Below are 23,546 nucleotides of genomic sequence, written 5' to 3'. Positions count from 1 at the left end.
GACGAAAAACTTCATCATAAAGATCAATAGCTTGAATTTAGGATAAAGGTTTCACCTTAAATGATGAAACCCTCAGTCAATCAGTTCACAAAACGGTCGATAATATTAATTCGTTTTAGCTTCTCGCACTTTACGCTGGCGCTCTTTTTCTAGTGTTTTTTCTTGGCGATGCTTTTCAACCGCTTCCGATACTTCTGCGCCAATATGTTCTTCACCACGAGAACGAGCCAACTGAACCTGATGTTCACGCTCGATAAAACGCTTACGTTGTTCGTCGGTGAATTTTTCAGCACAATGAACACAGCTTACGCCTTGGATATAACGCTCATCTTGTTTTTCTTCTTCTGTAATCGGCATACGACATGCGTGACATTGGTCGTATTCGCCTTTTTCAAGGTCGTGATTAACAGAAACACGGTTATCAAAAACGAAGCATTCACCTTCCCACATGGTCTCTTCTTTTGGCACTTCTTCTAAGTACTTCAAGATGCCACCTTCAAGGTGATAAACCTCTTCAAACCCTTGCTCTAGCATATAAGCGGTGGACTTTTCACAACGAATGCCACCTGTACAGAACATAGCCACTTTCTTTTGTTTGGCTGGGTCCATGTTTTCTTTCACGTAATTAGGAAATTCACGAAAGGTATCTGTTTTTGGGTTTACGGCGTTTTGGAAAGTACCAATTTGAACTTCGTAATCGTTACGAGTATCCACTAAAACCACATCAGGATCAGAAATTAACGCATTCCAATCCGTTGGCTTTACGTAAGTTCCTACCACTCGCTTAGGGTCTATGCCTTCTACCCCCATGGTGACGATTTCTTTTTTCAATTTCACTTTGGTCCGGTAGAAAGGCATATCTTGGTCGTAAGACTCTTTCGTTACTATGTTATCTAAACCTGGCTGCAGAGCTAACCAAGCTAGCATGATATCTATACTTTCTCGAGACCCTGCCACAGTGCCGTTAATGCCTTCACTTGCTAACAACAAGGTGCCACGAATTTCATTATCTTCTAATGTTTTTTGAAGTGGCTCTCGGATGGATTCAAAATGAGGCAGTTCAACAAATTTATAAAGGGCACATACAACGACTTTTGACATTTCTATCTCCTATGCGATCTGGAACGTAAAACCAGAGCAATTAAACAAGGCGCGCATTATAGAGACTTATTGCGTGTTTTTCGAGTTTGTTTTGACCAAAAAAAACGTGTAGACCACTCTCTAGATAGATCAACACATCAAACTATTGATCTGGATCAAGCGTTTTACCTGTCGTGTTATTCACTCGATACCAACCCGCAATACTGTGGCGAGTTCGTTTGGCGACATTTACTTCATGATAAAAACACTCGCTTAGAAAAATAGCCAAGCGGCCTTTTATAGGAGGAAATCGGCCAAGTTCTATTTCAGGATTATGTTCGTCATAAATGATCAATTCACCGCCATCGTCCTCTTTCCAGTCTTCATTTAAATACAAGACCATGGATAAGATTCGATTACTTTGACCTTTAAAAGCATCTATATGCTTCTCATAAAAAGCACCTTCTTCGTAACGAGCAAAGTGTGCTTCATAATCAAACAAGCCTAGAAAAAGACGACGATTGAGAGCTACTCGAAAGCTCTCCATCATTTTTAAGTAATCAATTTTTATGGCTTTATCAGGATCTATCCACTGAATGTAATCTCGACGAGCACCTAATACTACTTGATGGTCTTGCTTCCGCCCTATGCCCGCCTGCTGCATATAGTCATTTTGTATGTTTTCTACCTCATCCATTAAAGCCTGAGTGAAGCCTTCAGAAAAAAAATCGTCTTGGATACTCCAACCTTGAGTTTGCAGATCGATTAGTAATTGTGAGAACGGCTCTATTCGAGTGAAAGCAGGAATAGAGTTTTCAACATAGGGATCTCTGCTCAGGGGAAAGTCAATAGACATAGATTAATCATTTTTAAACAGGCAAAATTACCATGGCGTCATAATACTGCAGCCTCACCTTTAACACACCAAGATTCCAAACATTATGAACCAGGCATTCGTATTACGAGATTATCAAACACAAGCTGTTGAATCGGCTCTGGCGCACTTCCGCCATACTGATGATCCTGCGGTAATAGTACTGCCTACTGGCTCAGGTAAAAGTTTGGTTATTGCCGAGCTAAGCCGACTTGCCAAAGGCCGTGTTATTTGCCTTGCTCACGTTAAAGAATTGGTTGAACAAAACCACGCTAAATTTTTAGCAACAGGCTCAGACGCAGGCATTTTTTCAGCAGGGCTTAGCCAAAAAAATAGCATGGCCAAAACCACTTTCGCTAGTATTCAATCCTTGTCTGCAAATCTCGATGTTTTTCAAGAACCGGCAAGTTTAATTATTGTCGATGAATGCCATCGAGTAGGCATGGAAGACAGTGGACAATACAATAAGACACTTGAGCATTTTCGTACGCTTAATCCACATGTAAAAATTCTCGGTTTAACCGCAACACCCTATCGACTAAGCAGTGGTTGGATTTATCGACATCATTACCATGGTTACACACGGCAATGCCCAACGTCTTTTTTCAAAAAATGTATTTTTGAACTACCACTTCAACACATGGTGAAAAACGGTTACTTAACACAACCAATTCATTACGACGCAGCGATTGCCCATTATGATTTCAGTCTACTAACCGAAAGTTTAGACGGTGAGCAAAACACCGACGACATTGCACTGAACGAGTTAATCCACAAACATGCACGGGTAACAAAAGCCGTAACAGAACAAATAATTCAACTAAGCCAAGACAGACAAGGCGTGATGATTTTTGCATCTACCATTGATCACGCCAAAGAAATCACTAGTTACTTACCCGTCGACGAAACCGCGTTAATTACAGGCACTACCAAGATAAAACAACGAGATGCATTGATTGACTCTTTCAAGGCGAAAGACATTAAGTACCTAGTCAATGTGTCTGTATTAACAACAGGGTTTGATGCGCCACATGTTGATGTAATTGCTATTTTAAGGCCAACTCAATCCATCAGTTTATTTCAGCAAATTGTGGGACGCGGTTTACGCTTAAGTCCTGGTAAGAAAGACTGTTTAGTGTTGGATTATACGAATAATGGTTACAACATTTTTCAGCCAGAGGTTGGAGAAAAGAAACCGACCAAAGACTCTGTTGCTGTACAAATCCATTGTCCCCAGTGCGATTTTGCCAATACATTTTGGGGAAGACAGGATTCAGAAGGAAATGTACTAGAACACTTTGGACGACGCTGCCATGGCTTAATCGACACAACCGATGGCGAAGAGCAATGCACGTATCGCTTTCGCTTTAAGCGCTGCCCACACTGCAATGAAGAAAACGACATTGCTGCAAGACAATGCCAACACTGCACTGAAAAGCTAATTGATCCTGATGATTTATTGAGAAGTGCGCTAAACCTTAAAAACAATAAAGTGCTTCGCTGCTCTGATATTACAACGCAGATTAACTGGGAGGAACAGAGCTTAAAAGTCACTTATCACGATGAAGATGGCATCACCCTGTCAGAAACGTTTAAGTTTAACTATAAAAAATCAGTACAGGCATTTAATGATACTTTTGGAAGAAGGATCGCGAACGGTAGCCAATCTATTCAATTTGATAATTTAAAAGAAGTGGAGAAGTTTTTGCCTTATCTTCCCTCTCCAGACTTTGTTATTGCTAAAAAGCAAAAACAACATTGGCAGGTCACAGAAAAGTTATTTGATTACCAAGGTCCATATCGTAAAGCCAACGAGCTTAATTAGCTGTTTCTAAGCGCATTACTGTACGAAGCTTCAAACGGTAAATTTAAGCGCTTTAAGTGTTCAATAGACGACTGGCCTAACACACCTTTTGGAACGCCATTCAACAAAACATACCAATAGTTGGCGATCATATTGTTAGTAAAAATAGTGGCTGCGTTATCGTCTACACCAACCTGCTTAAACCGTTTTATAACACCCTCAGAAATCACTGCCATTTGGTTGGTATGAAAACCACCATTCGCCAAACTGTCTAACAATACTTGCCGAGTAAATTCTGCATATTTATCATAAAAATCAAACAGTACCTGAGCCATTTGTAATAAATAATCGATAGGAGAAGTACAAGCAGTTTGGGCTTGAGCACCAATACGAAGAGCCGCATCCATTTCATCAAAGAAAATATCTTTAACTAAAGAGAGTTTATCGGGGAAGTGAACAAATAAGGTGCCTACGGCTATGCCAGCTTGATCACTCAAATAACGAGTGCTAGTGGCCTCTATGCCTTGTTCTAAAAAAGCGTGTTTGGCAATATTTTTTATTTTCGAACGAGTATTGGCTTTTTGTTGCTGACGAAGACTCACAGGAACATTCCCCTAAATAATATATAAAGAGAGTCTAGCCTGTCTCATTTTCGATGACGAGAAGAAAATTAACGTGCTGAGTTGATTGTTGGCATAGGAACCACCGTTAATGTCTTAGACAAGTCTTTCATAAAAGATGAAACGCGTTCAGCATTAAGGCCATAATCGCCATTGCCGGTCCTTGAAGATGAACGCATGTCTACTCGAACATTATCACCTTCAAGTTTTGTCACCCTAATGATGACATCATCACGAAAGCCAAATATAGGAGTACGCGCCGTCGCCTCTATCACACCAACTTGAGTGTAATCAGCAACAACTTCCCAATTACGATCTTCTACTATTTTTGTCACAGCAGCATACACAACTGTTTTCTTTTCAGTGGTATAGAAGGGTTTTATATCGCCGTAATATTTTTGTTGAATAGGAATAAAGTCTCTGTTGTAGCCGACATCGTTCTCATTCGACTTGCGAATAAAACTGACATTCATGTAAGCAGGAGGGGTATAAGTATCAGTTGTAATATCATTAATTTTAGGCAGTTCTGCTTTTTGTATATAAAAAGCGATCCACATCGAACTGTAAACCAAAGATACGGTTAACACCAACATGAAGAATCGCTGACTAGCAGCATTACGTTCTTTTCGACAAATACCTAATGAGCAAACTGCAAGCAAAGATAAAATCAAAGACGCTATAACACTTTTCCTTAACATGGAAAAACCTGTCAAAGGTTCAAAGATTCCAATTCGAACACCTGCAATAGATATAAACGCCATACAACCGACTAGCATTAAAAGGATGTATAACATTGGAGATATATAACGACTCATAAACAACTCATAGTACAAAAAGAATATCTCACACCATATCCTGCTCTGATCAGAACGAACAGAAGCAACTGGCTTGTTTTAGTTCATTCCTTTGTATTTGCATATTTTCTGTAAAGGTTTTCCTTAAAGGCTCAATAAAAGCGAATATTAAGATAGCCATTTATGAAAATAAATTACAATTTAAAAATTAATTAAAAATAATTTCTCACAGCAAAAAAGTTAAAACTAAGATTCCCTAAACAACAAGTTAACCCAACCATTAGAATGAAATTGTGCAGCCTGTTTTTTCTTTTTACCGACCAAGACAGGCCCATTATCTAAAAACAAAAATGCTTTCCAAGTACGCTTAAACACTCCCCACGTCAGCTCAAATACCAACTCATTATTGCAGCAAAAGTATACCGAAGTATCATCGCCCCAAGAGGCAAAGTGCTCAACCAATTCATCTGGTAATGAAGACTGCTCACTGTCCCAGATTTTTTCCCATTGAACCTTTGGTTTAGGGGCTTGTGCGCTCACTTTTTTCATCCAATCATAATCAGTAAAATGATCAGGATGAATTTGCTCATCACTTATATAGTCGCGCCAAATCTGACCCGCTCTTTGCTCACTGAATAAACGTATATTCTCTAGATCTTCAGATTCTATTTTTGGATCATTTCGTTTAAAAATCCAACTTTTTGTAAAACACTCTAACGGTTGATACAAATCTATTTCCTTAGTGAAATAAAATGATGAAAAAAACTAACCTTAATCGTGAAAAAGGATCGTTTGCTCAAAACCTAATGCCTGTCTAATATTGAAAATGTTGTAATAAAACAACATAAAACATTTTTTACAGGGGAATATTATGGACTCTCAAGAACAATATGAAGCGTTATTGGCACAATGGGGCTTTAAAGACACTACAGTTGAAGACCATGCTCGTCGTCAAAAACGCGCTCTTAGAGTTAAAGCGGTTATTGCTTTCTTTAAAGTATCTGTAAGTTCAATCCAAAAAATCAGCACTCGCCCACAACAACTAAATCAAGCAAACCTATAAGCCCATATTAATATGGCAATAATTATATAGTAAATGTGAATTTTAAAGGGGAGAAAAATAATAAAACTCCCTCCCTTCCTTTCTTTTTCTTTCTTAAATAGATTCAAATTCGTTATGATTCATTATCATTCACAACGAAATTTATTTTTTATGCCCTATTCCTACAAAGCTATCATCTTTGATTGCGACGGCGTCATTGTTGATACTGAAACCATATCTAACGACATATTCACATCCATGTTACGTCAACAAGGATTAGACATCGATGAGAAAACACTGCTTGAGCAATTCACCGGCTTCACGAACGAAGTAACCCTTAAAAATGCTGAGAAACTTCTCGGTAAGCCTTTACCTGATAATTTTGATACGGACTACCGAAAGCAGTTTCACGACCGTATAGACAAACACTTAGATACGATTGAAGGTGTTCGGGAACTACTCGAAAAAATACCATGCCCAATTGCTATGGCAACAAATGCTCGCCGTAAAGAAATGAATTTCAAACTAAACAAAATCAAATTAGTCGAAGCATTCAGTACACGATTTTGTGTTGAAGATGTTGCTAACGGTAAGCCAGCACCGGATCTATACTTAAAGGCTGCTAAAGCATTAAACATTAATCCAAAAGATTGCTTAGTAATAGAAGATTCTGTTGCAGGGATTACAGCGGGTTGCGCAGCTGGAATGAAAGTATTGGCCTATAGCGGAGCAATCAGTAAAGAGATGCAAGCCGCAGCAGGTGCTACGGCTTGTTTTGATACGATGCAAGAACTAGAGGTTTTACTGGGTCTTTAACTCTCCCAGTAAAACGAATTTGACACTACATCGATTGCAGTTGTTTAAGCAGGCTCTTAGGTAACTCTTTAATGACAAGCGTTCCTGAATCTGCATCAAAAACGACGGACTCACCTAATAATTCACTATCAAAGCTCAAGGTTAATGCTCTAGAACTACCTGACAACCGTGTGAGCTTTTTAAGTGCGGCTTTTTCAACGAAGATTTCTTTCTCCATCTTAAAACTTTCAGAATCCGCAATTTCTAAAAATTTGTTCGCTTGTTCTACCGAGAAACGTGATTCAACTTCAGACGCAATGACTTTAATTTCAAGAGGTTCACGATCTTGAACTTTTGCCTGACAATGCTCAGAAACCACTTTTTTAAACTCATTTGCTTGCTTTGATGGCAGCCCTTCTGACTGACAAAATGCAGACGTTAAGTCCACCAGCTTGCGCGTTTCTTTAGCTGCTACTTTCGGTTCATCACAACCGATAAATTGAGTAAAGTATTCACTTTCAAATTTCGGAGCCCGGCCAAAGCGAAAAGCAATGTAACGCCCTTCATCACCAGATTGCCAAGCAGTTAAATTTATACGCAATGCCATATGCAGCTTTTCCATCTCAATCTGCTCGATTTGAGACAAGCTAAGATCAGCACCAAGGCCGATACCATGTTTACGTTTGAGCATTACTATGTATAAAAAGTGCGTATCGTGTAGTTCATAATGGTTAAACCACAACAAGCCGCCTTCCGCCTCTTCCACAGGCTCAAGGTGCTTTAGATATTCTGCGGCGCAATCTTTAGTAAAGCCAGAAAAGTCCACAAACGCATCATCTTTAAAATGCTTAACCAGTAAAGCTGGGAATTGCGAACCTTCATCACTTCCTTGAGGATTAGCAAAACGCCCTGTATTCATACCTGAGCGATTAAATAGATTCGTCACCTGAGCAGAAACAGCTTCGGCTTGTCCATCAACAGGGTTCTCATTAGGACGTGCAATTAATATTGCTTTGCGTTCGCCTTCGTGTTTTTGAATCTCATGCACAATTAAGTTGCTAATAGACACCAGCTACCTCTTACGTTTAATATGGATAAATTATAACCAATTCCCAAGCTACTTACTTTACAGCAGGATCTCACCTAATTTAGACACTATGATAAATCCCAAGATAACGAAAAAAGACACACGAAAAGAACTCGAGTCTTTGGTAGATCAATTTATCAAGGCAAAAGGAGAAATCCAGCAAGTCGATATGGGTGAATCCGGCTTAGTGGATGGAAAGTATAACACGAGCCACATGGGCTTTAGCGAACCAAAACAAGATCGCACCCCATTAAACCATGTTGTTGCAGCACTTCAACAAAGAAAAAACAGTAAATCTCCTCCTAAACCACTCGTGAAAAAGCGGCCTAAGAAAAAAATCATCTATGATGACTTTGGTGATCCCTTAAGATGGGTATGGGAAGAATAAGAAGAAATAAGTCATTTTTCATCATTGCTTTGAATTAAGTTATTCATATTGAGACAATGACTTAATTGTTTAATCAAATTGAGGATCGACACATGTCTATTTCATACTTACACGCCATGATAAGAACGAATAAGCCTGAAGAAAGCCATAAATTTTACACTGAAGGTTTAGGCTTGATAGAAACAAAGCGCAAAAACTATGAGAAAGGCCAATTTTCACTTATCTACTATGCAACAGAACAAGGTGCACCAGAAGTAGAACTTACTCATAATTGGGGCGATCACAGTTATTCTAATGGGGATCAGTTTGGTCATCTTGCTTTTGAAGTAGACAATATTTATCAAACCTGCGAAAAGCTACAAAATATGGGAGTTACTATATTACGTCCACCACGTGATGGGCACATGGCTTTCATCAAAGACCCAAATAACATATCTATTGAACTTCTTCAGAAAGGCGAGAAACTTGAAAGTGCAGAGCCATGGTCTTCAATGGAAAATGTTGGAAGCTGGTGAGTTACATTTCATTACAAAACTGGTTTTTTTATCCGGTAAAGCTACAAAAACATCGTAGTCTCAGCATTTTTATTTCTTTAAGCTTAGTGTTATTAGAAGTAGCTCACGCGGAGTGGTAACCACCATATGAAAACTATTATTAAAACTATAAGCCTAGTTGGAATATTATTTTCTTTCAGTCATCTAGTTTTGGCTGAAAGCCTTTACTCAGAAAACCTTCAAGCTCGACTTGTTGACCTTGATAAAGATGGCGTTATTGACGCACGAGACCTTTGCTCAGATACGCCTCGTGGTGCTGCGGTTGACAACAATGGTTGTCCAAACCAATCTACAAAACTCCTTTCTCTTGAATTGAACGTATTGTTTGATTCTGGAAAATCAACAATTAGCCCTGTTTTTTATTCTGAACTAAAAGAACTAGCAACTTTTTTACAAGATCATCCAGACAGCAGTGTAATTATTGAAGGTCATACTGATAATAAAGGATCAGACGCCTTAAACCGTTCGCTTTCTCAAAAACGCGCCGTCGCAATTGCAAATGTATTAGTAGATAACTTTAGAATAAAAGCAGATCGAGTAGAAGGTGTCGGCTATGGTGAAAGCCGCCCTATCGATACTAATGACACAGAAGAAGGTAGAGCTAAAAATCGTAGAGTTGTTGCTGAAGTCATTGCAAAGCAAGCTATTAGAAAACAGCGCTGGACTATATATACTGTAGATACTCAGTCAAATACAGCTCTAAGTAAATACTAATAAGAACTCAGTATTTATAGCGTTTACAGTTTTTGATTATCCAATCATTGTAAATTGCTATAAACTCATCCCTTCATAACACTGTATTTCTGATAATTTTAATCACCTAAACTATTCCAACTACCTCTTAATACACTTCAACAAAGCTAACCTACTTTAATATAAACAAAAAAACATGAGCTAGATTCTTTAGATAACCTGTTCTTCATGAATTTTTATTTACGTTAAAAAATAATATTGAAGATACGCTGAAAGAAAGTAAACCAAATGTAAGCCTGTTTGATTAAGGTCTGCATGCCGATCATTTACGTCTAAATAAATGATCGGCATGCAGACAAAGTTAAAACTTAGTTAACTAAACAAACTCAGAAGCGGCATCAGCCAAAGAGTGCCATAAATAGTCTGCAGTTGCAGAGTCTGAAAGTACTAAAAAAGTACTACTCTTATCGCCTTCCATTCGTACTATGATGGCATTTACTCGCGCAACTGAAGTCTGTGCGATAGCTCCTTCAGAAAACGAATCAATATTCAAATCAACAGCGCAAATTTTAGCAAACATATCAGCAATAGGTGCCCCAGAAACAATGAAGGCTCCATGACTGTGCTGACAATACAAACGATAAACAGCATCTTGACCATTAGACGCCAATTCAAGGCTCTCAATAACAGATTGGTTAGTATTACTACTATCTATAAGCCAAAACTCTGTATTGCTAAGCCGTAAAATACAGATACCCAGCTCTGTCATTTTTGCTTGATTAGGTTTATCTGGCGCCGAAAAACCATTTTCTTTTAAAAAATTCAACGCGCCTTTTCCTCGAAACCCCACACGAGCACTGACACTAATATCACCCATTGTAATCACAGGGCTCAAGTTTATTGCCGCTTCAGACACCATACTACGACGGGCATTAGGTATTGCACTCAAATTAAAAAATGCCATTACTGAATCTCCTGACGTGCATTAGTTGGATCATAAAATGGCAATTTAACAACTTCCGCCATTACTATTTCACCATTATCTATCCTGATAGGAAAAGTGGAGCCAATGTCTTGTTGATCAATACCAACAAAAGCCATGCCTATGTTTGCCCCTATTGTGCTTGAATATTCAGACGACGTAACATTACCTGTAATAGCGCAATCAATCTGACTAGAAGACGCCAATACAATATGACCTTCTTTTGGTCTATTACTTTCAGCGCTTAGTTTAAAGCCAACTAATTTTCGAGTTTGCTTTCGAGCCATAACAATATCAACAGATCGACTACCAATAAAAAATGGCTTTTTACGATTAATAGCCCAATTTAATGACAACTCGCCAGGATGAGACATTCCATCGGTATCTTGACTAACAATAACGTGTCCTTTTTCTAATCGAAGTAGTCGTTGTGTCTCTACCCCGAATGGCTTCATATTAAATTCTTCTCCAGCCTCCATTAGTAGATCCCAAATACCTTCCCCAAACAGACTAGGCATATGAATTTCATAGCCCAGCTCACCAACAAACCCAACTCTTAATAAGCGGACAGGTACACCCTCAATAGTGCCTTCTCTGTAAGCCAAGTAAGGAAAAGATTCGTTTGAAAAATCAACATCAGAGCAGACTTTTGTTAGTACCTTTCTTGCTAGAGGGCCAGCCACATTTACGGCACAAAAAGCGGATGTTACATTGGCAATGTCGACACTCAAGCGCCACTGTGCATTCCATTTGGTCATTTCACGATATACAGCGTCTACACCACTGGTGGTTGCTGTTATGTAAAAGTGATCTTCTGATATACGACAAGAAACACCATCATCCACCACAACACCTTGCTCATTCGTTAGTACGGCATAGCGTGTTTTGCCAATGGGTTGTTTTAAAAAGCCAAAAGTATAAATACGATTAACAAATTCAGCGGCATCTGGACCTCGAATTTCGAGACCACCTAGGGTACTAACATCAATAATACCAACCGTATTACGTACCATTTTAGCCTCTTCCTGAATCAGATTATCGCGGTTTATAGGGTCACCGTAGTAAGCTGGACGACGCCAAATACCCGCAGCTATCATATGAGCATCCAACTCTAGGTGCCTCTGATGCATAGGCGTTAATTTATGCGGACTGAATATACGACCAGCGATGTTAGCCAGCTTTTCAGGCACAAATGGTGGACGCGCTGTGGTCACTCCCGTTTCCGTTACCGTTCGATTGGTCGCGTCTGCCACCAAACGCGCTGTCGGCAAAGCAGAATGACGACCTTGAGATGGCCCCATGCCTACAGTAGAGAATCGTTTTACAAGTTGAACATCGCGATAACCTAAACGTGTCGCATTCACAATATCCTTAGATTGCAGATCTTCGTCGAAATCAACAAAGTCTTTACCTTTCGGATGCTTGAAAATAGGCCAAGGAAAATTCGTCTGTTTAACACAGGATGCCACTTGCGGCTCATTACTAGACAAACCTAATAACATTAAGCTTTTATAGGCCGCCTGCTCACCATCGTTAATGACAGAGTCTAATTCGTGAATACCATTTACAGACCCAGCAATGTGAAGGTTTTTAGGCAAGTTCGTTAAAGAAAAACGAGCACTGTCATCGTCATAATTCAGTTTGGCTCCTGCCTGACAAAGAAGCTGATACACAGGCATATAACCCGCTGACATACATAACAAATCACAAGGAATGGTTATACCACCAGCAGAGACTTGGCCTTTTCCAGTAATGCTATGAACCTGAACCGCTGAAAGACGTTTTTTATCTGAACTAGGTAACGCCTCATAGACGGTCGAATTGAAAAGCACCTTGATGCCTTTATCTACAACAGCTGAATGCAATACTGAGTCCGCAGTTTCTATTCGCATATCAACGATGAGAGGTACTTCGACACCGTTTTTGATTAGTTCTAAAGCACATAAGTAACCGTCATCATTACCAGTAAGAACAACCGCTTTATTACCCGGTTTAATCGCATACTGAGACATTAAGCGCATCGCAGCACTCGACATCACAACGCCTGGTACATCGTTATTACGAAACACTACATGTTGCTCAAAGGCACCTGACGCCACAATACATTGCTTGGCACGCACTTTGAACATGCGAGTACCTTGAATAACAGGCAAGTAGTTGTCTGTAAACCAGCCATTACACGTCGCATTTGTGAGAATCTGGATATTAGAATGATTTAGAGCTTTAATTATTAAATCTTCTCGTAGCGCTTGAGCACGAACACCCTCAATATCAAAACGATGATAAGTAAGCGCACCACCTAGAATAGGATTTTCATCGACTAATAAAACACTCGCGCCAGCATCAGCGGCTTTTAATGCAGCGGCTAACCCTGCAGGCCCCGCCCCAATCACAGCGACATCATGGAACAAATACGCTTTATCATGATAAACAGGTTTAAATGTTAAATCCGCAAAGCCTAAACCTGCTTTTTTACGAATGAAAGGTTCCCATTTATCCCAAATGCCCGTTGGCTTATAAAAGGCACGATAGTAAAAACCTACCGGCATAAATCGCCCAGCAAGGCCTAGTTTTGCGTCTTTATCATTTTCAAGAGAGCCATTATAGTTTTGACCCTGTACATCCATATCACGAAATATTTGCTGTTTATCAGCTAAGACATTTGGTTCGCTTTTAAGCTGAACTAAGGTATTAGCGTCTTGACCCGCCATCGTCAATGGCCCACGCGGACGATGGTATTTAAATGATCTGGATATTAACCATTGATTATTAGCAATCAAAGCGCTGGCAATAGTATCACCCTCAACCCCTTGATATTCTTGTCCTTCAAAAGTAAAAGTGACTTTTTTTTCTCGTTGGATATATAAGCCTAACGGGGCTGCTAATCTATTATTAAGGCTCATGCTGATTTCTCCTCAACAGGCTCTGGCTTGCTTTCAAATTCTATACGTTCATTAAATAGTTCGGATGGATCATAGGTTTTAAAAATCTCATCACTTGCTGTATGTCGTTCTGCAATAAACCAGTAACCTGAAGCAGAGTGATACCACCACTCAGTGATCACACGAATAGTGTTATCGGAATAAAAAACATAATCAGCCCATTCTTTGTCAGAACAAGTCAAAGAGTTAGGCATCGTTTTAACTTCGCCGCCGTAAACAAACTCACTGATGTTTCTAGGCCCATTTAATGGGCAATTCATAATTTTCATAACATGCTCCCTAGTGGCTTGCCGCCGTTGCGCCCATCTCATTTACTTGACGAAATTCGTCAAAACGGTCCATCGCGAATGGCGCAATAAGCTCAGGTACTTTCCCACCACTTGCCACTAGTTCAGCCATGCTTTTTCCACAAATAGGTGTTGATTTGAATCCCCATGTCCCCCAACCAGCGTCAAGGTAATAGTTCTCTACCGGACTCAATCCCATGATAGGGCTGTAATCTGAGGTCATGTCAGTAATACCGGCCCACTGACGCATCAGCTTTAAGTTCGCCATAAATGGAAACATTTCAACGGCACTTGCCAATAAACTTTCTTTTAAATCCAAAGTAGATCGTGTGTTATAAAGTGGATAAGGATCAGACCCGCCACCGAAGACAATCTCACCTCGGCCAGTTTGTTGAACATAACAATGCAATGCAGAAGAGCTAACCAATGGATCTAGGAATGGTTTCACAGGTTGCGTCACCATGGCTTGCAATGGATATGTGGTAATAGGCATTTTGATTCCAGCCATTGCTGCGACTATCGAACTATGCCCTGCAACAGCCTGTACAATACAACCGCAACTCACTGTACCGCGGTTAGTTTTTACACCTGTAGCCTTACCATTTTCGACAATTACATCCGTCACTTCTGTTAACTGATGAAGTTCTACGCCGCGCTGAGTTGCGCCTTTCGCGTAGCCCCAAGCGACCGCATCATGGCGCGCTGTTGCGCCATCGATGTGCCAAAGACCCGCTAAAACAGGCATATCAGCTGGGTTCATATTAAGCGTAGGCACAAGTTCTTTAATTTGTTGGGGATCAATCAGTTCTGTTTTTCCTCCAAAGTGCGTGTTTACTTCTGTACGCTGTCGAAATGAACGAATCGTAGAGTCTGTATGCGCTAGAGTAAGCTGACCACGAGAGGAATACATTATATTGAAATCAAATTCGTTAGAGAGCCCTTTAAACATATCCACGGACTCTTTATAAAACTTAACACCTTCAGATGTTAAGTAATTAGAACGAATAACCGCCGTATTACGAGCTGTATTACCGCCGCCTAAATATCCTTTTTCCAATATAGCAACGTTAGTAATACCGTGGTACTTGGCAAGGTAATATGCCGTTGCTACACCGTGTCCACCACCACCAATAATAACCACATCATAGTGTTTTTTTAATTCCGTCGGTGATGGTAAATCCACATCATTTTCAAACGGATAATCATTTTTCAATCCATACTTGAGCAGCGAAAAAGGCATAGTACATTTCCTAAATTAATCTAATTTTTCTTAATTTCAGTCTAATGAAGCGCTTAACTGGTGTTGAGCCGCCGTAAGCGTATTCTTCATAAGACAAGCGATGGTCATAGGACCAACGCCTCCTGGAACGGGCGTAATAGCAGACACTTTTGACAATACAGAGTCATAATCTACATCACCAACCAAGGTTCTTTTGCCATCAACCTCTATGGCATTAATACCCACATCAATCACAACCGCACCAGGCTTAACCCAGCTTTCGGTAATCAATTTAGGTTGCCCTACTGCGGCGATTAAGATATCAGCTTCAGCACAGGTTGCTTCAATGTCTTTTGTTCGAGAATGTACGATTGTCACAGTGCAATTTGCTTTTAAAAGTAAACTCGCCATCGGTTTACCAACAATATTAGAACGACCAACAACTACGGCCTTTTTACCTGACAAGTCACCAAGCTGACGCTCTAACATAATCATGCAGCCGAGTGGTGTACAAGGAATCAGAGATTGCTGACCAGTAGATAGCTTGCCAACATTTTGTGGGTGAAATCCATCCACATCTTTTTCAGGAGAAATTGCTTCAATGATTCGATTTTCTGATAAATGAGAAGGCAATGGCAACTGGACCAAGATACCATGCACTGAATCATCCTGATTAAGGGATGAAATTAGGTCATCTAGAGTTTTCTGGTCAACATCTGCTGGTAAGTAATGTTCAATAGAATTCAGACCAGCTTGCACTGCTCGCTTTACTTTATTACGAACATAAACAGAGCTTGCTGGATCGGCTCCAACCAAAACAACAGCTAGCCCTGGTACAACGTCATACTTAGCGGTGAAATCAGCAACCTCTTTGGAGACTTCTTCAACAATTTCATCCGCCAATAGCTTGCCATCGATTCTAAGTGTCATTACCTTCTCCTATTCTTTCAATATATTTAAAAACGACGAATTAAAAACGATCTACTTAAACACAATCGTTTTATTGCCATACATAAATACACGATGCTCTAGGTGTAACCTTACCGCTTTTGCCAAAGCAACGGTTTCAGTATCACGACCCGCAGCAACCAATCGCTCAGAGGTATATGAGTGATCAACAGGCTGAACCGATTGTTCAATGATTGGGCCTTCATCAAGATCAGACGTCACATAGTGAGCCGTTGCACCGATAAGTTTCACACCACGTTCATGCGCTTGGTGATAAGGCTTAGCGCCTTTAAAACCAGGTAAAAAAGAATGGTGAATATTGATTGCTCGGCCATGTAACTGCTTACACAAAGAGTCAGATAAAATTTGCATATAACGTGCTAATACAACTAAGTCTGTTTTAGTTTCTGAGATAATATCTAGTAACGCGGCTTCTTGTTCGGCCTTATTGTCTTTCGTTACTGGAAGGTGAACAAATCGAATACCTTCTCGTTCCGCCATTGGCCTTAGGTCTTTATGGTTAGAAACGATTGCAGTCACTTCCATTGGCAGCTCGCCTTTACGATGGCGATAAAGAAGGTCGTCTAAACAGTGGTCAAATTTACTCACCATTAGAAGCACTTTTACAGGTGTATCTTTGTCTAGAATTTCCCAATCCATTTTGAATTTTGCAACGACAACATCAAGACCATCTCGAATCAAAGCGATTGCATTGTCATCGCCTTCTATTCGACAAACAGCTCTCATAAAAAAGCGATTATTATCGTCATCATCAAACTGATGCATTTCTGCAATGTAGCAGCCATGTTCGGCCAAATAAGACGTTACTGTTGCAACAATTCCACTTGTCGCCTCACAAGACGCTTTTAATACAAACTCTTTCGACATCACAAAATCCCCTGCATATAAATCATTTAAGTAATAATTTTCACTTTAAAAAGTCACTACATTCAAATATATTGGAATAATTACTTTTTGGAAGTATAAATTCAAAAAAACACCAATATTTTAAAACTAAATACATATACGTAAAAACTAATCATATTTGGATAAAAAAATGACAAAAAGCACCGAGTACCAGGTTCCAGCGTTATCTAGAGGTCTCCAAATAATTGAGATGTTTGATAAAGATCACAGAGTTTTAAACACACAAGATTTTGCAGATCATTTAGGTGTTAGTGCATCGTCCACTTATAGAATCGTGCAAACCCTATTGGACATGGATTATCTGAAAAAAGTCACTAGGAATGCCTACGAGCTTGGCCCGCAAGTTGTTTCTCGTGGCTTTGCATTTCTAGCTGGAAAAGATTTAGTTGATATTGCAGCGCCTCACCTTAATGAACTCAGAGATCAAACTTCCATTTCTTGTCATTTAGGCATTCGCGATGGACTAGAAACGGTCTATATATATAGAGCTCAAGCGTCACAACGCTTATCCGTCAACATTCCACTAGGTTCCCGTTTACCTTGCCATACCAACGCAATGGGTCGTGTTTTACTTCAACAATTAAGTGACATTGAACTGAATGCAATGTATCAAACACTGCAATTAGACTTATATCCAGGTCCTCATCCACAATCCTTACCGGAATTAAAAACACTATTAAGAAAGGAGCAAGAACAAGGCTTCTCCAGTAATCGATCCGACAATGCAACGGCCATTGCGGTACCGATCACCAACTATTTAGGAAAAACAATTGCCGCTATTAACATATCAGGGGCGGATCAAGTCATGAACAACCCAGAAAAATTTGAAATTGCTAAACAACAACTTTTAAACATTGCAAAAGCCATCTCTAGAGTGACGCCCTAAACGAAAAAGGCACCTCAAAAATGAGGTGCCTTGACACCCTTCTAAAGAATATATTTCAGGCAAAAAAAACCACGCATCACACGTGGTTTAAAACAGAAATATTATCTAATATCTAATATCTAATATTTCTGACCTGGGATCCAAGTTGTACCTGCTAATGGAACACGCGCCATAGCAGCCGATTCAACCGTTAAAGCAACAAGATCTTCTGGCTCAAGGTTACGTAAATCATTCTTACCACAAGCACGAGCAAGTGTTTGCGCTTCTAGTGTTAACACACGCAAGTAGTTTGCCAAACGATGCCCTGCAGCCACAGGGTCAAGTCGCTTACTCAACTCAGGGTCTTGTGTTGAAATACCTGAAGGGTCTTTACCGTCTTGGTAATCATCGTAAAAACCTGCTGCAGAACCAATGGCTTCGTAATCTTTTTCCCATTTTGGATCGTTACAACCCAAGGCAACCAATGCTGCTGTACCAATCGCTACGGCATCTGCTCCTAATGCCATACATTTCGCTACATCCGCACCATTACGAATACCACCAGAGACAATCAACTGAACTTTACGATGCATCCCCATTTCTTGTAAGGCTTGAACCGCTTGAGGAATGGCGGCCATGGTCGGAATACCAACATGCTCAATAAACACATCTTGAGTTGCCGCAGTTCCGCCTTGCATACCATCAACTACAATAACGTCTGCACCGGCTTTTACGGCTAATTTCACATCATAATAAGTACGAGTTGCACCGATTTTGATGTAGATAGGTACTTGCCAATCAGTAATTTCACGCAGCTCTTGAATCTTAATAGCCAAATCATCAGGGCCTGTCCAATCAGGATGACGACAAGCAGAACGCTGATCGATCCCTTTAGGTAGGTTACGCATACTAGCAACACGATCTGTAATTTTTTGACCTAGTAACATGCCGCCGCCGCCAGGTTTAGCACCTTGGCCCAGTACTACTTCGATGGCATCTGCCTTACGAAGGTCATCTGGGTTCATACCGTATCGAGAAGGCAAATATTGATACACCAATTTACTCGATTGACCACGCTCTTCAGGTGTCATACCGCCATCACCCGTTGTCGTAGAGGTACCGACAATAGAAGCGCCACGACCTAATGCTTCTTTCGCATTAGCAGACAAAGCACCAAAACTCATACCCGCAATCGTCACAGGCGTTTCAATCGTAATCGGCTTTTTAGCAAAGCGATCACCCAGTACAACAGAGGTATTACAAGTTTCACGGTAACCTTCTAGTGGATAACGAGACATACTCGCGCCCAAAAAAAGAAGATCGTCAAAATGTGGTAATTTACGCTTTGCACCAAACCCACGAATGTCGTAAATGCCTGTATCTGCTGCCCGACGAATTTCTGCCATTGTTGCACGGTCAAAAGTCGCGGATTCTTTCAAATTAATATTTTTATCGTTGCTCATAATAAAACCTCGTTAGAAATTAGTAAGCGGATGCGTTATCAACTTTGAATGTATAAAGCTGACGAGCAGAACCGTAACGTTTAAATTCAAGTGGATTCTCATCCACTCCCGCTTTTTCTAATAAGCCTTTTAATTCAATAACATGCTCATCTCGCATGTCTTTTTCAATGCAATCTGCACCTAAAGACTTTACAGAGCCTTTCACATAGATATGCACTTCGTATAAGGAATCACCCAAAGCTTCGCCGGCATCGCCACATACCACAAGTGATCCAGATTGCCCCATGAAACAACTCATATGTCCAATACTGCCTTTTACGACAATGTCCACGCCTTTCATGGAAATACCACAACGAGCACCAGCATTTCCTTCGATGACTAACAAGCCACCATGAGCTGTCGCTCCGGCGGCTTGAGAAGCGTCGCCTTTTACTCGAACAACGCCCGACATCATATTTTCCGCAACGCCTTGGCCAACATTGCCATGAATAGTAACGTTGGCCTCTTTGTTCATGCCAGCGCAGAAATAGCCTGCGTGACCTTGAATATCGACATCCAGATCAGCATCTAAACCCACCGCAATATTATGACTGCCTTTTGGGTTTGTTATTGTCCAGTTCTTTTCGCTCACACTGCTGCTTTGCTGATGTAAAGCGTGATTCAAATCTTGTACAGAACTTGTTGTTAAATCAACTGTTTTCATTTTTAGGACTCCTGAACTATTTGCGTTCCCAGATGTAGAAAGTAGCCGCGTCTGGCTCCCAAACTTTAGCGTTTTCAATACCTGGTAATGTGGTTAACGCTTGGTACTCTGATGCCATCGCAACATAGTCTTCTGTTTCTGCCAGTACAGCAGGTTTACACGCAATTGGATCTCGCATTACGGCAAAGCCATCTTTTGTTCCGATGGTAAAAGTAAAGAAACCATCTAGGTCTTTTAGGCCATTTTCCAACGCTTCTTTCAATGTATCGCCTTGCTCAAGACGCCATGCAAGATACCCTGCTGCAACCTCTGAATCATTCTCTGTTTGGAAAACAATGCCTTCGCGCTTTAGGTTTTCACGCAGACGGTTATGATTTGAAAGCGAACCATTATGAACAAGACACAAATCAGAACCGGTAGAAAAAGGATGACTGCCTTCCATGGTTACAGCTGATTCTGTCGCCATACGAGTATGACCAATAATGTGTGTGCCTTTCATGTTACTTACGTTGTACTTTGAGAGGATTTTTTCTGGCAACCCAACTTCTTTTAGAATTTCAATAGATGAGCCAGCACTTAAAATTAATACATCTGGATACAGTTCAGACATACAATCACGGGCTGCTTTTTCATCACCATTAATTTTAAGCACAGCAACGTCAGCATTATTAGTCCACTCAACTTTGCAGTTAAGCTTACTGGAAAGAACGTCACTGATTTCAGCCCAATCACACGATTCATCTAAATGACGTACTGTTAATTTCACCCAGCCTTCGCCCACTTCATCGCCATAAACCGCAAATCCAGCACTGTCTGGACCACGGTCAGTCATGGCAATTAACATAGGCGTAAATAACTCACCCAGTCTGTCTTTATATTTGTCGTTTTTTAAATAAAGTCCAACAATTCCACACATAGCAGAAACCTCTATAAATATTAAAATGCTTACAATTGATTACTTATAAAAAGCTAAAAGAACTCTGCGTATCTTTCAATTTCCCACGTAGAAACCTGACGGGAATACTCATTCCACTCAGCGCGTTTCACATCCACAAACTCAGCAACAATATCTTTGCCCATGGCTTCTACAAAAATCTCATCTTTCTCAAGTTCGTTTAGTGCATCACCAAGGGACTGTGGAAGAATGGAAATATTTTTAGCAAGAATTTCTTCAAGAGAAAGATCGTATAAGTTGATATTCATTGGTTCGCCAGGATCAAGCTCACGCTCAACACCGTCCATACCTGCGGCAATAATAGCGGCATGCACTAAGTAAGGATTACAACCAGAATCAGGAAGACGGAATTCCAATCGACCATAAGGTACACGAACCAATGCGGAACGATTGTTATCGCCGTAACATACGTAAGCAGGTGCCCATGTTGCGCCAGAGCTATTACCACCAACAACAAGACGCTTGTATGAATTAACCGTTGGCGCTGCAAAAGCACACAAGGCTTTAGCGTGAGCAAGAATCCCCGCCGTAAAGTGATAAGCAAGCTTTGAAAGACCCATGCCATTTTTATCAGAATCATCGTTAAATAAATTTTTACCAGATTCATCTGTAATAGATAAATGGAAGTGCATGCCATTACCTGTTGTATCAGGAGAGGGCTTTGGCATGAAAGAACAAATCATTCCCATGTCGTTAGCAATTTCACCCGCCGCCATTCGAACAAAGGTAAATCGATCAGCCGACTCAAGCGCTTCACCATAAGTGTAATTGATTTCAAATTGACCGTTCGCATCTTCATGATCGATTTGATAAACATCAAAATCAACGGCCTGTAATGATTCAACAAGAGTCTCTAAGAACTCTCTAGAACGAGAAAGTCCTTTATAGTCGTAACAAGGTTTATCTAGTGTGTCAGATTTATCGACTGGAAGTAGCTCGCCGTTTTCACCTTTCTTGAATAAGTAAAACTCTGGTTCCAGACCCGTGTTAAGTGTCCAACCTTTTGCCTCTAAGCGCTTAAGTTGATTCTTTAATACCACTCGAGAACAATATGGATGAGGTGCATCATTAACATAGCCATCACAAACCAGTCGAGCATAGCCAGGTTGCCACGGAACAATACTTAAAGTAGAAAGGTCTCCACGCGCTAAAAAGTCGGGACCATGTGGCTCCATTGCCAGCCCAGTCACTGCAAATCCAGCAAATCCGGCGCCCTTTTCTACTACATCATAAATATTTTTTGCAGGAACGGATTTCGTTTTCGCAACACCATGAATGTCTACAAATTGAGCCAACACGTATTTAATCTGGTTGTCTTTTAGAAAGCTGTCTACTGCATCGGATTGCATTGTGAATCTCCTAACTTTTTATGAACGTAAAGTATGCTTAAGCTGATAAATCAATTGAATAACATTCAAATCACTTACAATATGAAATACCAATAAACACTAAGCTGTCATTATTCGTCACCAAACTGAGGTGGAAAATAAATATATAAAAACCCAATAATTTCCTACTAGGAATTTTTATTTATCTATAGGAAAGCAAAATGTTTGCCAAATATGGCAGAAAAATATTTTTTTTTCCTACCTGTGCAAACACATGATTTTTATAGTGTATTCTTATTAGATAAATAGAGTGGTTGATTGCCCTGAACACTAAAGGCCTTAAAAAATGGAAAAAAACGCACCGTCGCAGCACGCAGAAGCACTAAATAAGGGCGACATCATTCAAGAAAGGGTGTCATCACCTAAACTTAAGCTAGAAGAATACATAGCTTTACAAGTCAGACGAAAACGCATTGCACAAGGCCTAAAAATTACCGATGTCGCTCGCATAGCGAAACTCAGTCAAGGTATGGTCAGTAAAATAGAAAACGCTCAAGTCTCGACTAGTCTAGATACGCTTAGTCGACTGTGTGACGCTATTGGCTTGTCCATTTCTCAATTATTTGCCGACTATGATCGCCCAGAAGGCGGTGCTCAGCTCACAAAATCTGGGCAAGGTATGGAAGTGGTTAGACGAGGAACGGAGAAAGGCCACACTTATCAATTATTGAATTATAACCGTGGTAGTAAGCAGACATTTGAACCGTTCATGATCACAATGGATGACGCTAGTGAAGTCTTTCCAACATTCTCTCACCCAGGCCAAGAATTCATTTACCTATTAGAAGGTGAAATTCTATATCGTCATGGGAATCATCTATATAAAATGGAAGCTGGGGATTCTTTATCTTTCGATGCAGAAGTTCCTCACGGCCCAGAAGTACTAGAGCAAGTTCCAATAAAGCTGCTTTCATTCATCATGCATGAGAATAAAGATTAAACACCCTTATAACGTCATTAGAAATAATAAGCATACCCACTAACATATAATATTTAGGAGTTGTGTTAGCCAAGGTTGCTTAGGATTACAATGAGATCGAAAGCTTGGCCTCAAACATTGAATATCATAATTAATTTGATCCTTTAGCGACATTAATAAGATAAATGCCGCATCTGGAAGAACAAACTCAAAACTT

At 40.2% G+C, this 23,546-nt stretch carries 24 protein-coding genes; 8 read left to right on the top strand and 16 right to left on the bottom strand.

Features of this window, described 5'->3' with window-relative positions:
• Window positions 1-105: 105 nt before the first annotated feature.
• Window positions 106-1,101: an oxygen-dependent tRNA uridine(34) hydroxylase TrhO gene (gene trhO / locus IF202_RS12400; RefSeq protein WP_191595238.1), complete on the bottom strand. Its 996-nt coding sequence runs from the start codon at window positions 1,099-1,101 to the stop codon at window positions 106-108.
• 142 nt (window positions 1,102-1,243) lie between these two features.
• The gene (locus IF202_RS12395) at window positions 1,244-1,936 is read right to left on the bottom strand and encodes a 2OG-Fe(II) oxygenase (RefSeq protein WP_191595237.1); all 693 of its coding nucleotides are present in this window, start codon (window positions 1,934-1,936) and stop codon (window positions 1,244-1,246) included.
• An 85-nt stretch (window positions 1,937-2,021) separates the two neighbouring features.
• On the opposite strand from IF202_RS12395, the gene IF202_RS12390 reads away from it, so the two are divergent.
• Window positions 2,022-3,779 (top strand): DEAD/DEAH box helicase, encoded by a 1,758-nt coding sequence (locus IF202_RS12390; protein ID WP_191595236.1) that lies wholly within the window; start codon window positions 2,022-2,024, stop codon window positions 3,777-3,779.
• Here the strand turns inward: IF202_RS12390 and IF202_RS12385 are convergent.
• The 3 genes from IF202_RS12385 to IF202_RS12375 all read right to left on the bottom strand — a co-directional run bounded on the left by IF202_RS12385 (window position 3,776) and on the right by IF202_RS12375 (window position 5,901).
• Window positions 3,776-4,360, bottom strand: a complete 585-nt coding sequence (locus IF202_RS12385; RefSeq protein ID WP_191595235.1) for a TetR/AcrR family transcriptional regulator — start codon at window positions 4,358-4,360, stop codon at window positions 3,776-3,778. The genes IF202_RS12390 and IF202_RS12385 overlap by 4 nt on opposite strands.
• A gap of 68 nt (window positions 4,361-4,428) precedes the next feature.
• Window positions 4,429-5,193, bottom strand: a complete 765-nt coding sequence (locus IF202_RS12380; protein WP_191595234.1) for a DUF1499 domain-containing protein — start codon at window positions 5,191-5,193, stop codon at window positions 4,429-4,431.
• 225 nt (window positions 5,194-5,418) lie between these two features.
• Window positions 5,419-5,901, bottom strand: a complete 483-nt coding sequence (locus tag IF202_RS12375; protein WP_191595233.1) for a DUF2947 family protein — start codon at window positions 5,899-5,901, stop codon at window positions 5,419-5,421.
• 142 nt (window positions 5,902-6,043) lie between these two features.
• Here IF202_RS12375 and IF202_RS12370 point away from each other — a divergent pair, with 142 nt between their 5' ends.
• Window positions 6,044-6,235 carry a hypothetical protein gene (locus IF202_RS12370; RefSeq protein WP_191595232.1) on the top strand — a complete coding sequence of 64 codons (192 nt, stop codon included), beginning with the start codon at window positions 6,044-6,046 and terminating at the stop codon, window positions 6,233-6,235.
• A 150-nt stretch (window positions 6,236-6,385) separates the two neighbouring features.
• Window positions 6,386-7,030: an HAD family hydrolase gene (locus IF202_RS12365; RefSeq protein WP_191595231.1), complete on the top strand. Its 645-nt coding sequence runs from the start codon at window positions 6,386-6,388 to the stop codon at window positions 7,028-7,030.
• A 25-nt stretch (window positions 7,031-7,055) separates the two neighbouring features.
• On the opposite strand, the gene IF202_RS12360 is transcribed toward IF202_RS12365, so the two are convergent.
• Entirely contained in the window at window positions 7,056-8,078 is a 1,023-nt protein-coding gene (locus tag IF202_RS12360) for a nucleoid-associated protein (RefSeq protein ID WP_191595230.1), read from the bottom strand.
• A gap of 88 nt (window positions 8,079-8,166) precedes the next feature.
• Between IF202_RS12360 and IF202_RS12355 the strand changes: the two genes are divergently transcribed.
• From IF202_RS12355 to IF202_RS12345, 3 genes are all read left to right on the top strand, one after another.
• The gene (locus tag IF202_RS12355) at window positions 8,167-8,484 is read left to right on the top strand and encodes a hypothetical protein (protein WP_191595229.1); all 318 of its coding nucleotides are present in this window, start codon (window positions 8,167-8,169) and stop codon (window positions 8,482-8,484) included.
• Window positions 8,485-8,576: 92 nt separating this feature from the next.
• Complete coding sequence (locus IF202_RS12350; protein ID WP_191595228.1) at window positions 8,577-8,999, top strand: VOC family protein; 423 nt, start codon at window positions 8,577-8,579, stop codon at window positions 8,997-8,999.
• Between the two features lie 126 nt (window positions 9,000-9,125).
• Window positions 9,126-9,752 carry an OmpA family protein gene (locus IF202_RS12345; protein ID WP_191595227.1) on the top strand — a complete coding sequence of 209 codons (627 nt, stop codon included), beginning with the start codon at window positions 9,126-9,128 and terminating at the stop codon, window positions 9,750-9,752.
• Window positions 9,753-10,107: 355 nt separating this feature from the next.
• Here IF202_RS12345 and IF202_RS12340 read toward each other — a convergent pair whose 3' ends face one another.
• From IF202_RS12340 to purU, 6 genes are read right to left on the bottom strand one after another with little or no spacing between them, the layout of a single operon-like run.
• Window positions 10,108-10,695, bottom strand: coding sequence for an aminomethyltransferase family protein (locus IF202_RS12340; RefSeq protein ID WP_191595226.1), 588 nt, complete (start codon window positions 10,693-10,695; stop codon window positions 10,108-10,110).
• Window positions 10,695-13,616: a 2Fe-2S iron-sulfur cluster-binding protein gene (locus IF202_RS17725; protein ID WP_191595225.1), complete on the bottom strand. Its 2,922-nt coding sequence runs from the start codon at window positions 13,614-13,616 to the stop codon at window positions 10,695-10,697. The genes IF202_RS12340 and IF202_RS17725 overlap by 1 nt, the downstream gene beginning before the upstream one ends.
• Window positions 13,613-13,924 (bottom strand): sarcosine oxidase subunit delta, encoded by a 312-nt coding sequence (locus IF202_RS12330; RefSeq protein WP_191595224.1) that lies wholly within the window; start codon window positions 13,922-13,924, stop codon window positions 13,613-13,615. Before IF202_RS12330 ends, IF202_RS17725 begins: the two co-directional genes overlap by 4 nt.
• A gap of 10 nt (window positions 13,925-13,934) precedes the next feature.
• The gene (locus IF202_RS12325; protein ID WP_191595223.1) at window positions 13,935-15,182 is read right to left on the bottom strand and encodes an FAD-dependent oxidoreductase; all 1,248 of its coding nucleotides are present in this window, start codon (window positions 15,180-15,182) and stop codon (window positions 13,935-13,937) included.
• 36 nt (window positions 15,183-15,218) lie between these two features.
• Window positions 15,219-16,091, bottom strand: a complete 873-nt coding sequence (folD, locus tag IF202_RS12320; RefSeq protein ID WP_191595222.1) for a bifunctional methylenetetrahydrofolate dehydrogenase/methenyltetrahydrofolate cyclohydrolase FolD — start codon at window positions 16,089-16,091, stop codon at window positions 15,219-15,221.
• A gap of 51 nt (window positions 16,092-16,142) precedes the next feature.
• Window positions 16,143-16,997 carry a formyltetrahydrofolate deformylase gene (purU, locus tag IF202_RS12315; protein ID WP_191595221.1) on the bottom strand — a complete coding sequence of 285 codons (855 nt, stop codon included), beginning with the start codon at window positions 16,995-16,997 and terminating at the stop codon, window positions 16,143-16,145.
• 169 nt (window positions 16,998-17,166) lie between these two features.
• On the opposite strand from purU, the gene IF202_RS12310 reads away from it, so the two are divergent.
• Complete coding sequence (locus tag IF202_RS12310; protein ID WP_191595220.1) at window positions 17,167-17,922, top strand: IclR family transcriptional regulator; 756 nt, start codon at window positions 17,167-17,169, stop codon at window positions 17,920-17,922.
• A gap of 119 nt (window positions 17,923-18,041) precedes the next feature.
• On the opposite strand, the gene IF202_RS12305 is transcribed toward IF202_RS12310, so the two are convergent.
• The 4 genes from IF202_RS12305 to glnT are packed head-to-tail and all read right to left on the bottom strand — an operon-like array spanning window position 18,042 to window position 22,371.
• Entirely contained in the window at window positions 18,042-19,364 is a 1,323-nt protein-coding gene (locus IF202_RS12305; RefSeq protein ID WP_191595219.1) for an FMN-binding glutamate synthase family protein, read from the bottom strand.
• 19 nt (window positions 19,365-19,383) lie between these two features.
• Window positions 19,384-20,067, bottom strand: coding sequence for a GltB/FmdC/FwdC-like GXGXG domain-containing protein (locus IF202_RS12300; RefSeq protein WP_191595218.1), 684 nt, complete (start codon window positions 20,065-20,067; stop codon window positions 19,384-19,386).
• 16 nt (window positions 20,068-20,083) lie between these two features.
• Window positions 20,084-20,983 carry a class II glutamine amidotransferase gene (locus IF202_RS12295; protein ID WP_191595217.1) on the bottom strand — a complete coding sequence of 300 codons (900 nt, stop codon included), beginning with the start codon at window positions 20,981-20,983 and terminating at the stop codon, window positions 20,084-20,086.
• A 53-nt stretch (window positions 20,984-21,036) separates the two neighbouring features.
• A complete protein-coding gene (glnT, locus tag IF202_RS12290; RefSeq protein WP_191595216.1) occupies window positions 21,037-22,371 on the bottom strand; it encodes a type III glutamate--ammonia ligase in 1,335 nt (444 codons plus the stop codon).
• A 325-nt stretch (window positions 22,372-22,696) separates the two neighbouring features.
• Between glnT and IF202_RS12285 the strand changes: the two genes are divergently transcribed.
• Window positions 22,697-23,350 carry a helix-turn-helix domain-containing protein gene (locus IF202_RS12285; protein ID WP_191595215.1) on the top strand — a complete coding sequence of 218 codons (654 nt, stop codon included), beginning with the start codon at window positions 22,697-22,699 and terminating at the stop codon, window positions 23,348-23,350.
• The last annotated feature ends 196 nt before the right edge of the window (window positions 23,351-23,546 follow it).

It is taken from the genome of Marinomonas colpomeniae (assembly GCF_014803385.1).
GTDB lineage: Bacteria > Pseudomonadota > Gammaproteobacteria > Pseudomonadales > Marinomonadaceae > Marinomonas > Marinomonas colpomeniae.
This window is presented reverse-complemented; position numbering and strand designations above follow the sequence as displayed.

What these genes read in the sequence shown, in the direction of transcription:
- trhO (WP_191595238.1), bottom strand. Translation starts at nt 1,101, where the DNA reads ATGTCAAAAGTCGTTGTATGTGCCCTTTATAAATTTGTTGAACTGCCT.
- IF202_RS12395 (WP_191595237.1), bottom strand. Translation starts at nt 1,936, where the DNA reads ATGTCTATTGACTTTCCCCTGAGCAGAGATCCCTATGTTGAAAACTCT.
- IF202_RS12390 (WP_191595236.1), top strand. Translation starts at nt 2,022, where the DNA reads ATGAACCAGGCATTCGTATTACGAGATTATCAAACACAAGCTGTTGAA.
- IF202_RS12380 (WP_191595234.1), bottom strand. Translation starts at nt 5,193, where the DNA reads ATGAGTCGTTATATATCTCCAATGTTATACATCCTTTTAATGCTAGTC.
- IF202_RS12370 (WP_191595232.1), top strand. Translation starts at nt 6,044, where the DNA reads ATGGACTCTCAAGAACAATATGAAGCGTTATTGGCACAATGGGGCTTT.
- IF202_RS12365 (WP_191595231.1), top strand. Translation starts at nt 6,386, where the DNA reads ATGCCCTATTCCTACAAAGCTATCATCTTTGATTGCGACGGCGTCATT.
- IF202_RS12355 (WP_191595229.1), top strand. Translation starts at nt 8,167, where the DNA reads ATGATAAATCCCAAGATAACGAAAAAAGACACACGAAAAGAACTCGAG.
- IF202_RS12350 (WP_191595228.1), top strand. Translation starts at nt 8,577, where the DNA reads ATGTCTATTTCATACTTACACGCCATGATAAGAACGAATAAGCCTGAA.
- IF202_RS12345 (WP_191595227.1), top strand. Translation starts at nt 9,126, where the DNA reads ATGAAAACTATTATTAAAACTATAAGCCTAGTTGGAATATTATTTTCT.
- IF202_RS12340 (WP_191595226.1), bottom strand. Translation starts at nt 10,695, where the DNA reads ATGGCATTTTTTAATTTGAGTGCAATACCTAATGCCCGTCGTAGTATG.
- IF202_RS17725 (WP_191595225.1), bottom strand. Translation starts at nt 13,616, where the DNA reads ATGAGCCTTAATAATAGATTAGCAGCCCCGTTAGGCTTATATATCCAA.
- IF202_RS12330 (WP_191595224.1), bottom strand. Translation starts at nt 13,924, where the DNA reads ATGAAAATTATGAATTGCCCATTAAATGGGCCTAGAAACATCAGTGAG.
- IF202_RS12325 (WP_191595223.1), bottom strand. Translation starts at nt 15,182, where the DNA reads ATGCCTTTTTCGCTGCTCAAGTATGGATTGAAAAATGATTATCCGTTT.
- folD (WP_191595222.1), bottom strand. Translation starts at nt 16,091, where the DNA reads ATGACACTTAGAATCGATGGCAAGCTATTGGCGGATGAAATTGTTGAA.
- purU (WP_191595221.1), bottom strand. Translation starts at nt 16,997, where the DNA reads ATGTCGAAAGAGTTTGTATTAAAAGCGTCTTGTGAGGCGACAAGTGGA.
- IF202_RS12310 (WP_191595220.1), top strand. Translation starts at nt 17,167, where the DNA reads ATGACAAAAAGCACCGAGTACCAGGTTCCAGCGTTATCTAGAGGTCTC.
- IF202_RS12305 (WP_191595219.1), bottom strand. Translation starts at nt 19,364, where the DNA reads ATGAGCAACGATAAAAATATTAATTTGAAAGAATCCGCGACTTTTGAC.
- IF202_RS12300 (WP_191595218.1), bottom strand. Translation starts at nt 20,067, where the DNA reads ATGAAAACAGTTGATTTAACAACAAGTTCTGTACAAGATTTGAATCAC.
- IF202_RS12295 (WP_191595217.1), bottom strand. Translation starts at nt 20,983, where the DNA reads ATGTGTGGAATTGTTGGACTTTATTTAAAAAACGACAAATATAAAGAC.
- glnT (WP_191595216.1), bottom strand. Translation starts at nt 22,371, where the DNA reads ATGCAATCCGATGCAGTAGACAGCTTTCTAAAAGACAACCAGATTAAA.
- IF202_RS12285 (WP_191595215.1), top strand. Translation starts at nt 22,697, where the DNA reads ATGGAAAAAAACGCACCGTCGCAGCACGCAGAAGCACTAAATAAGGGC.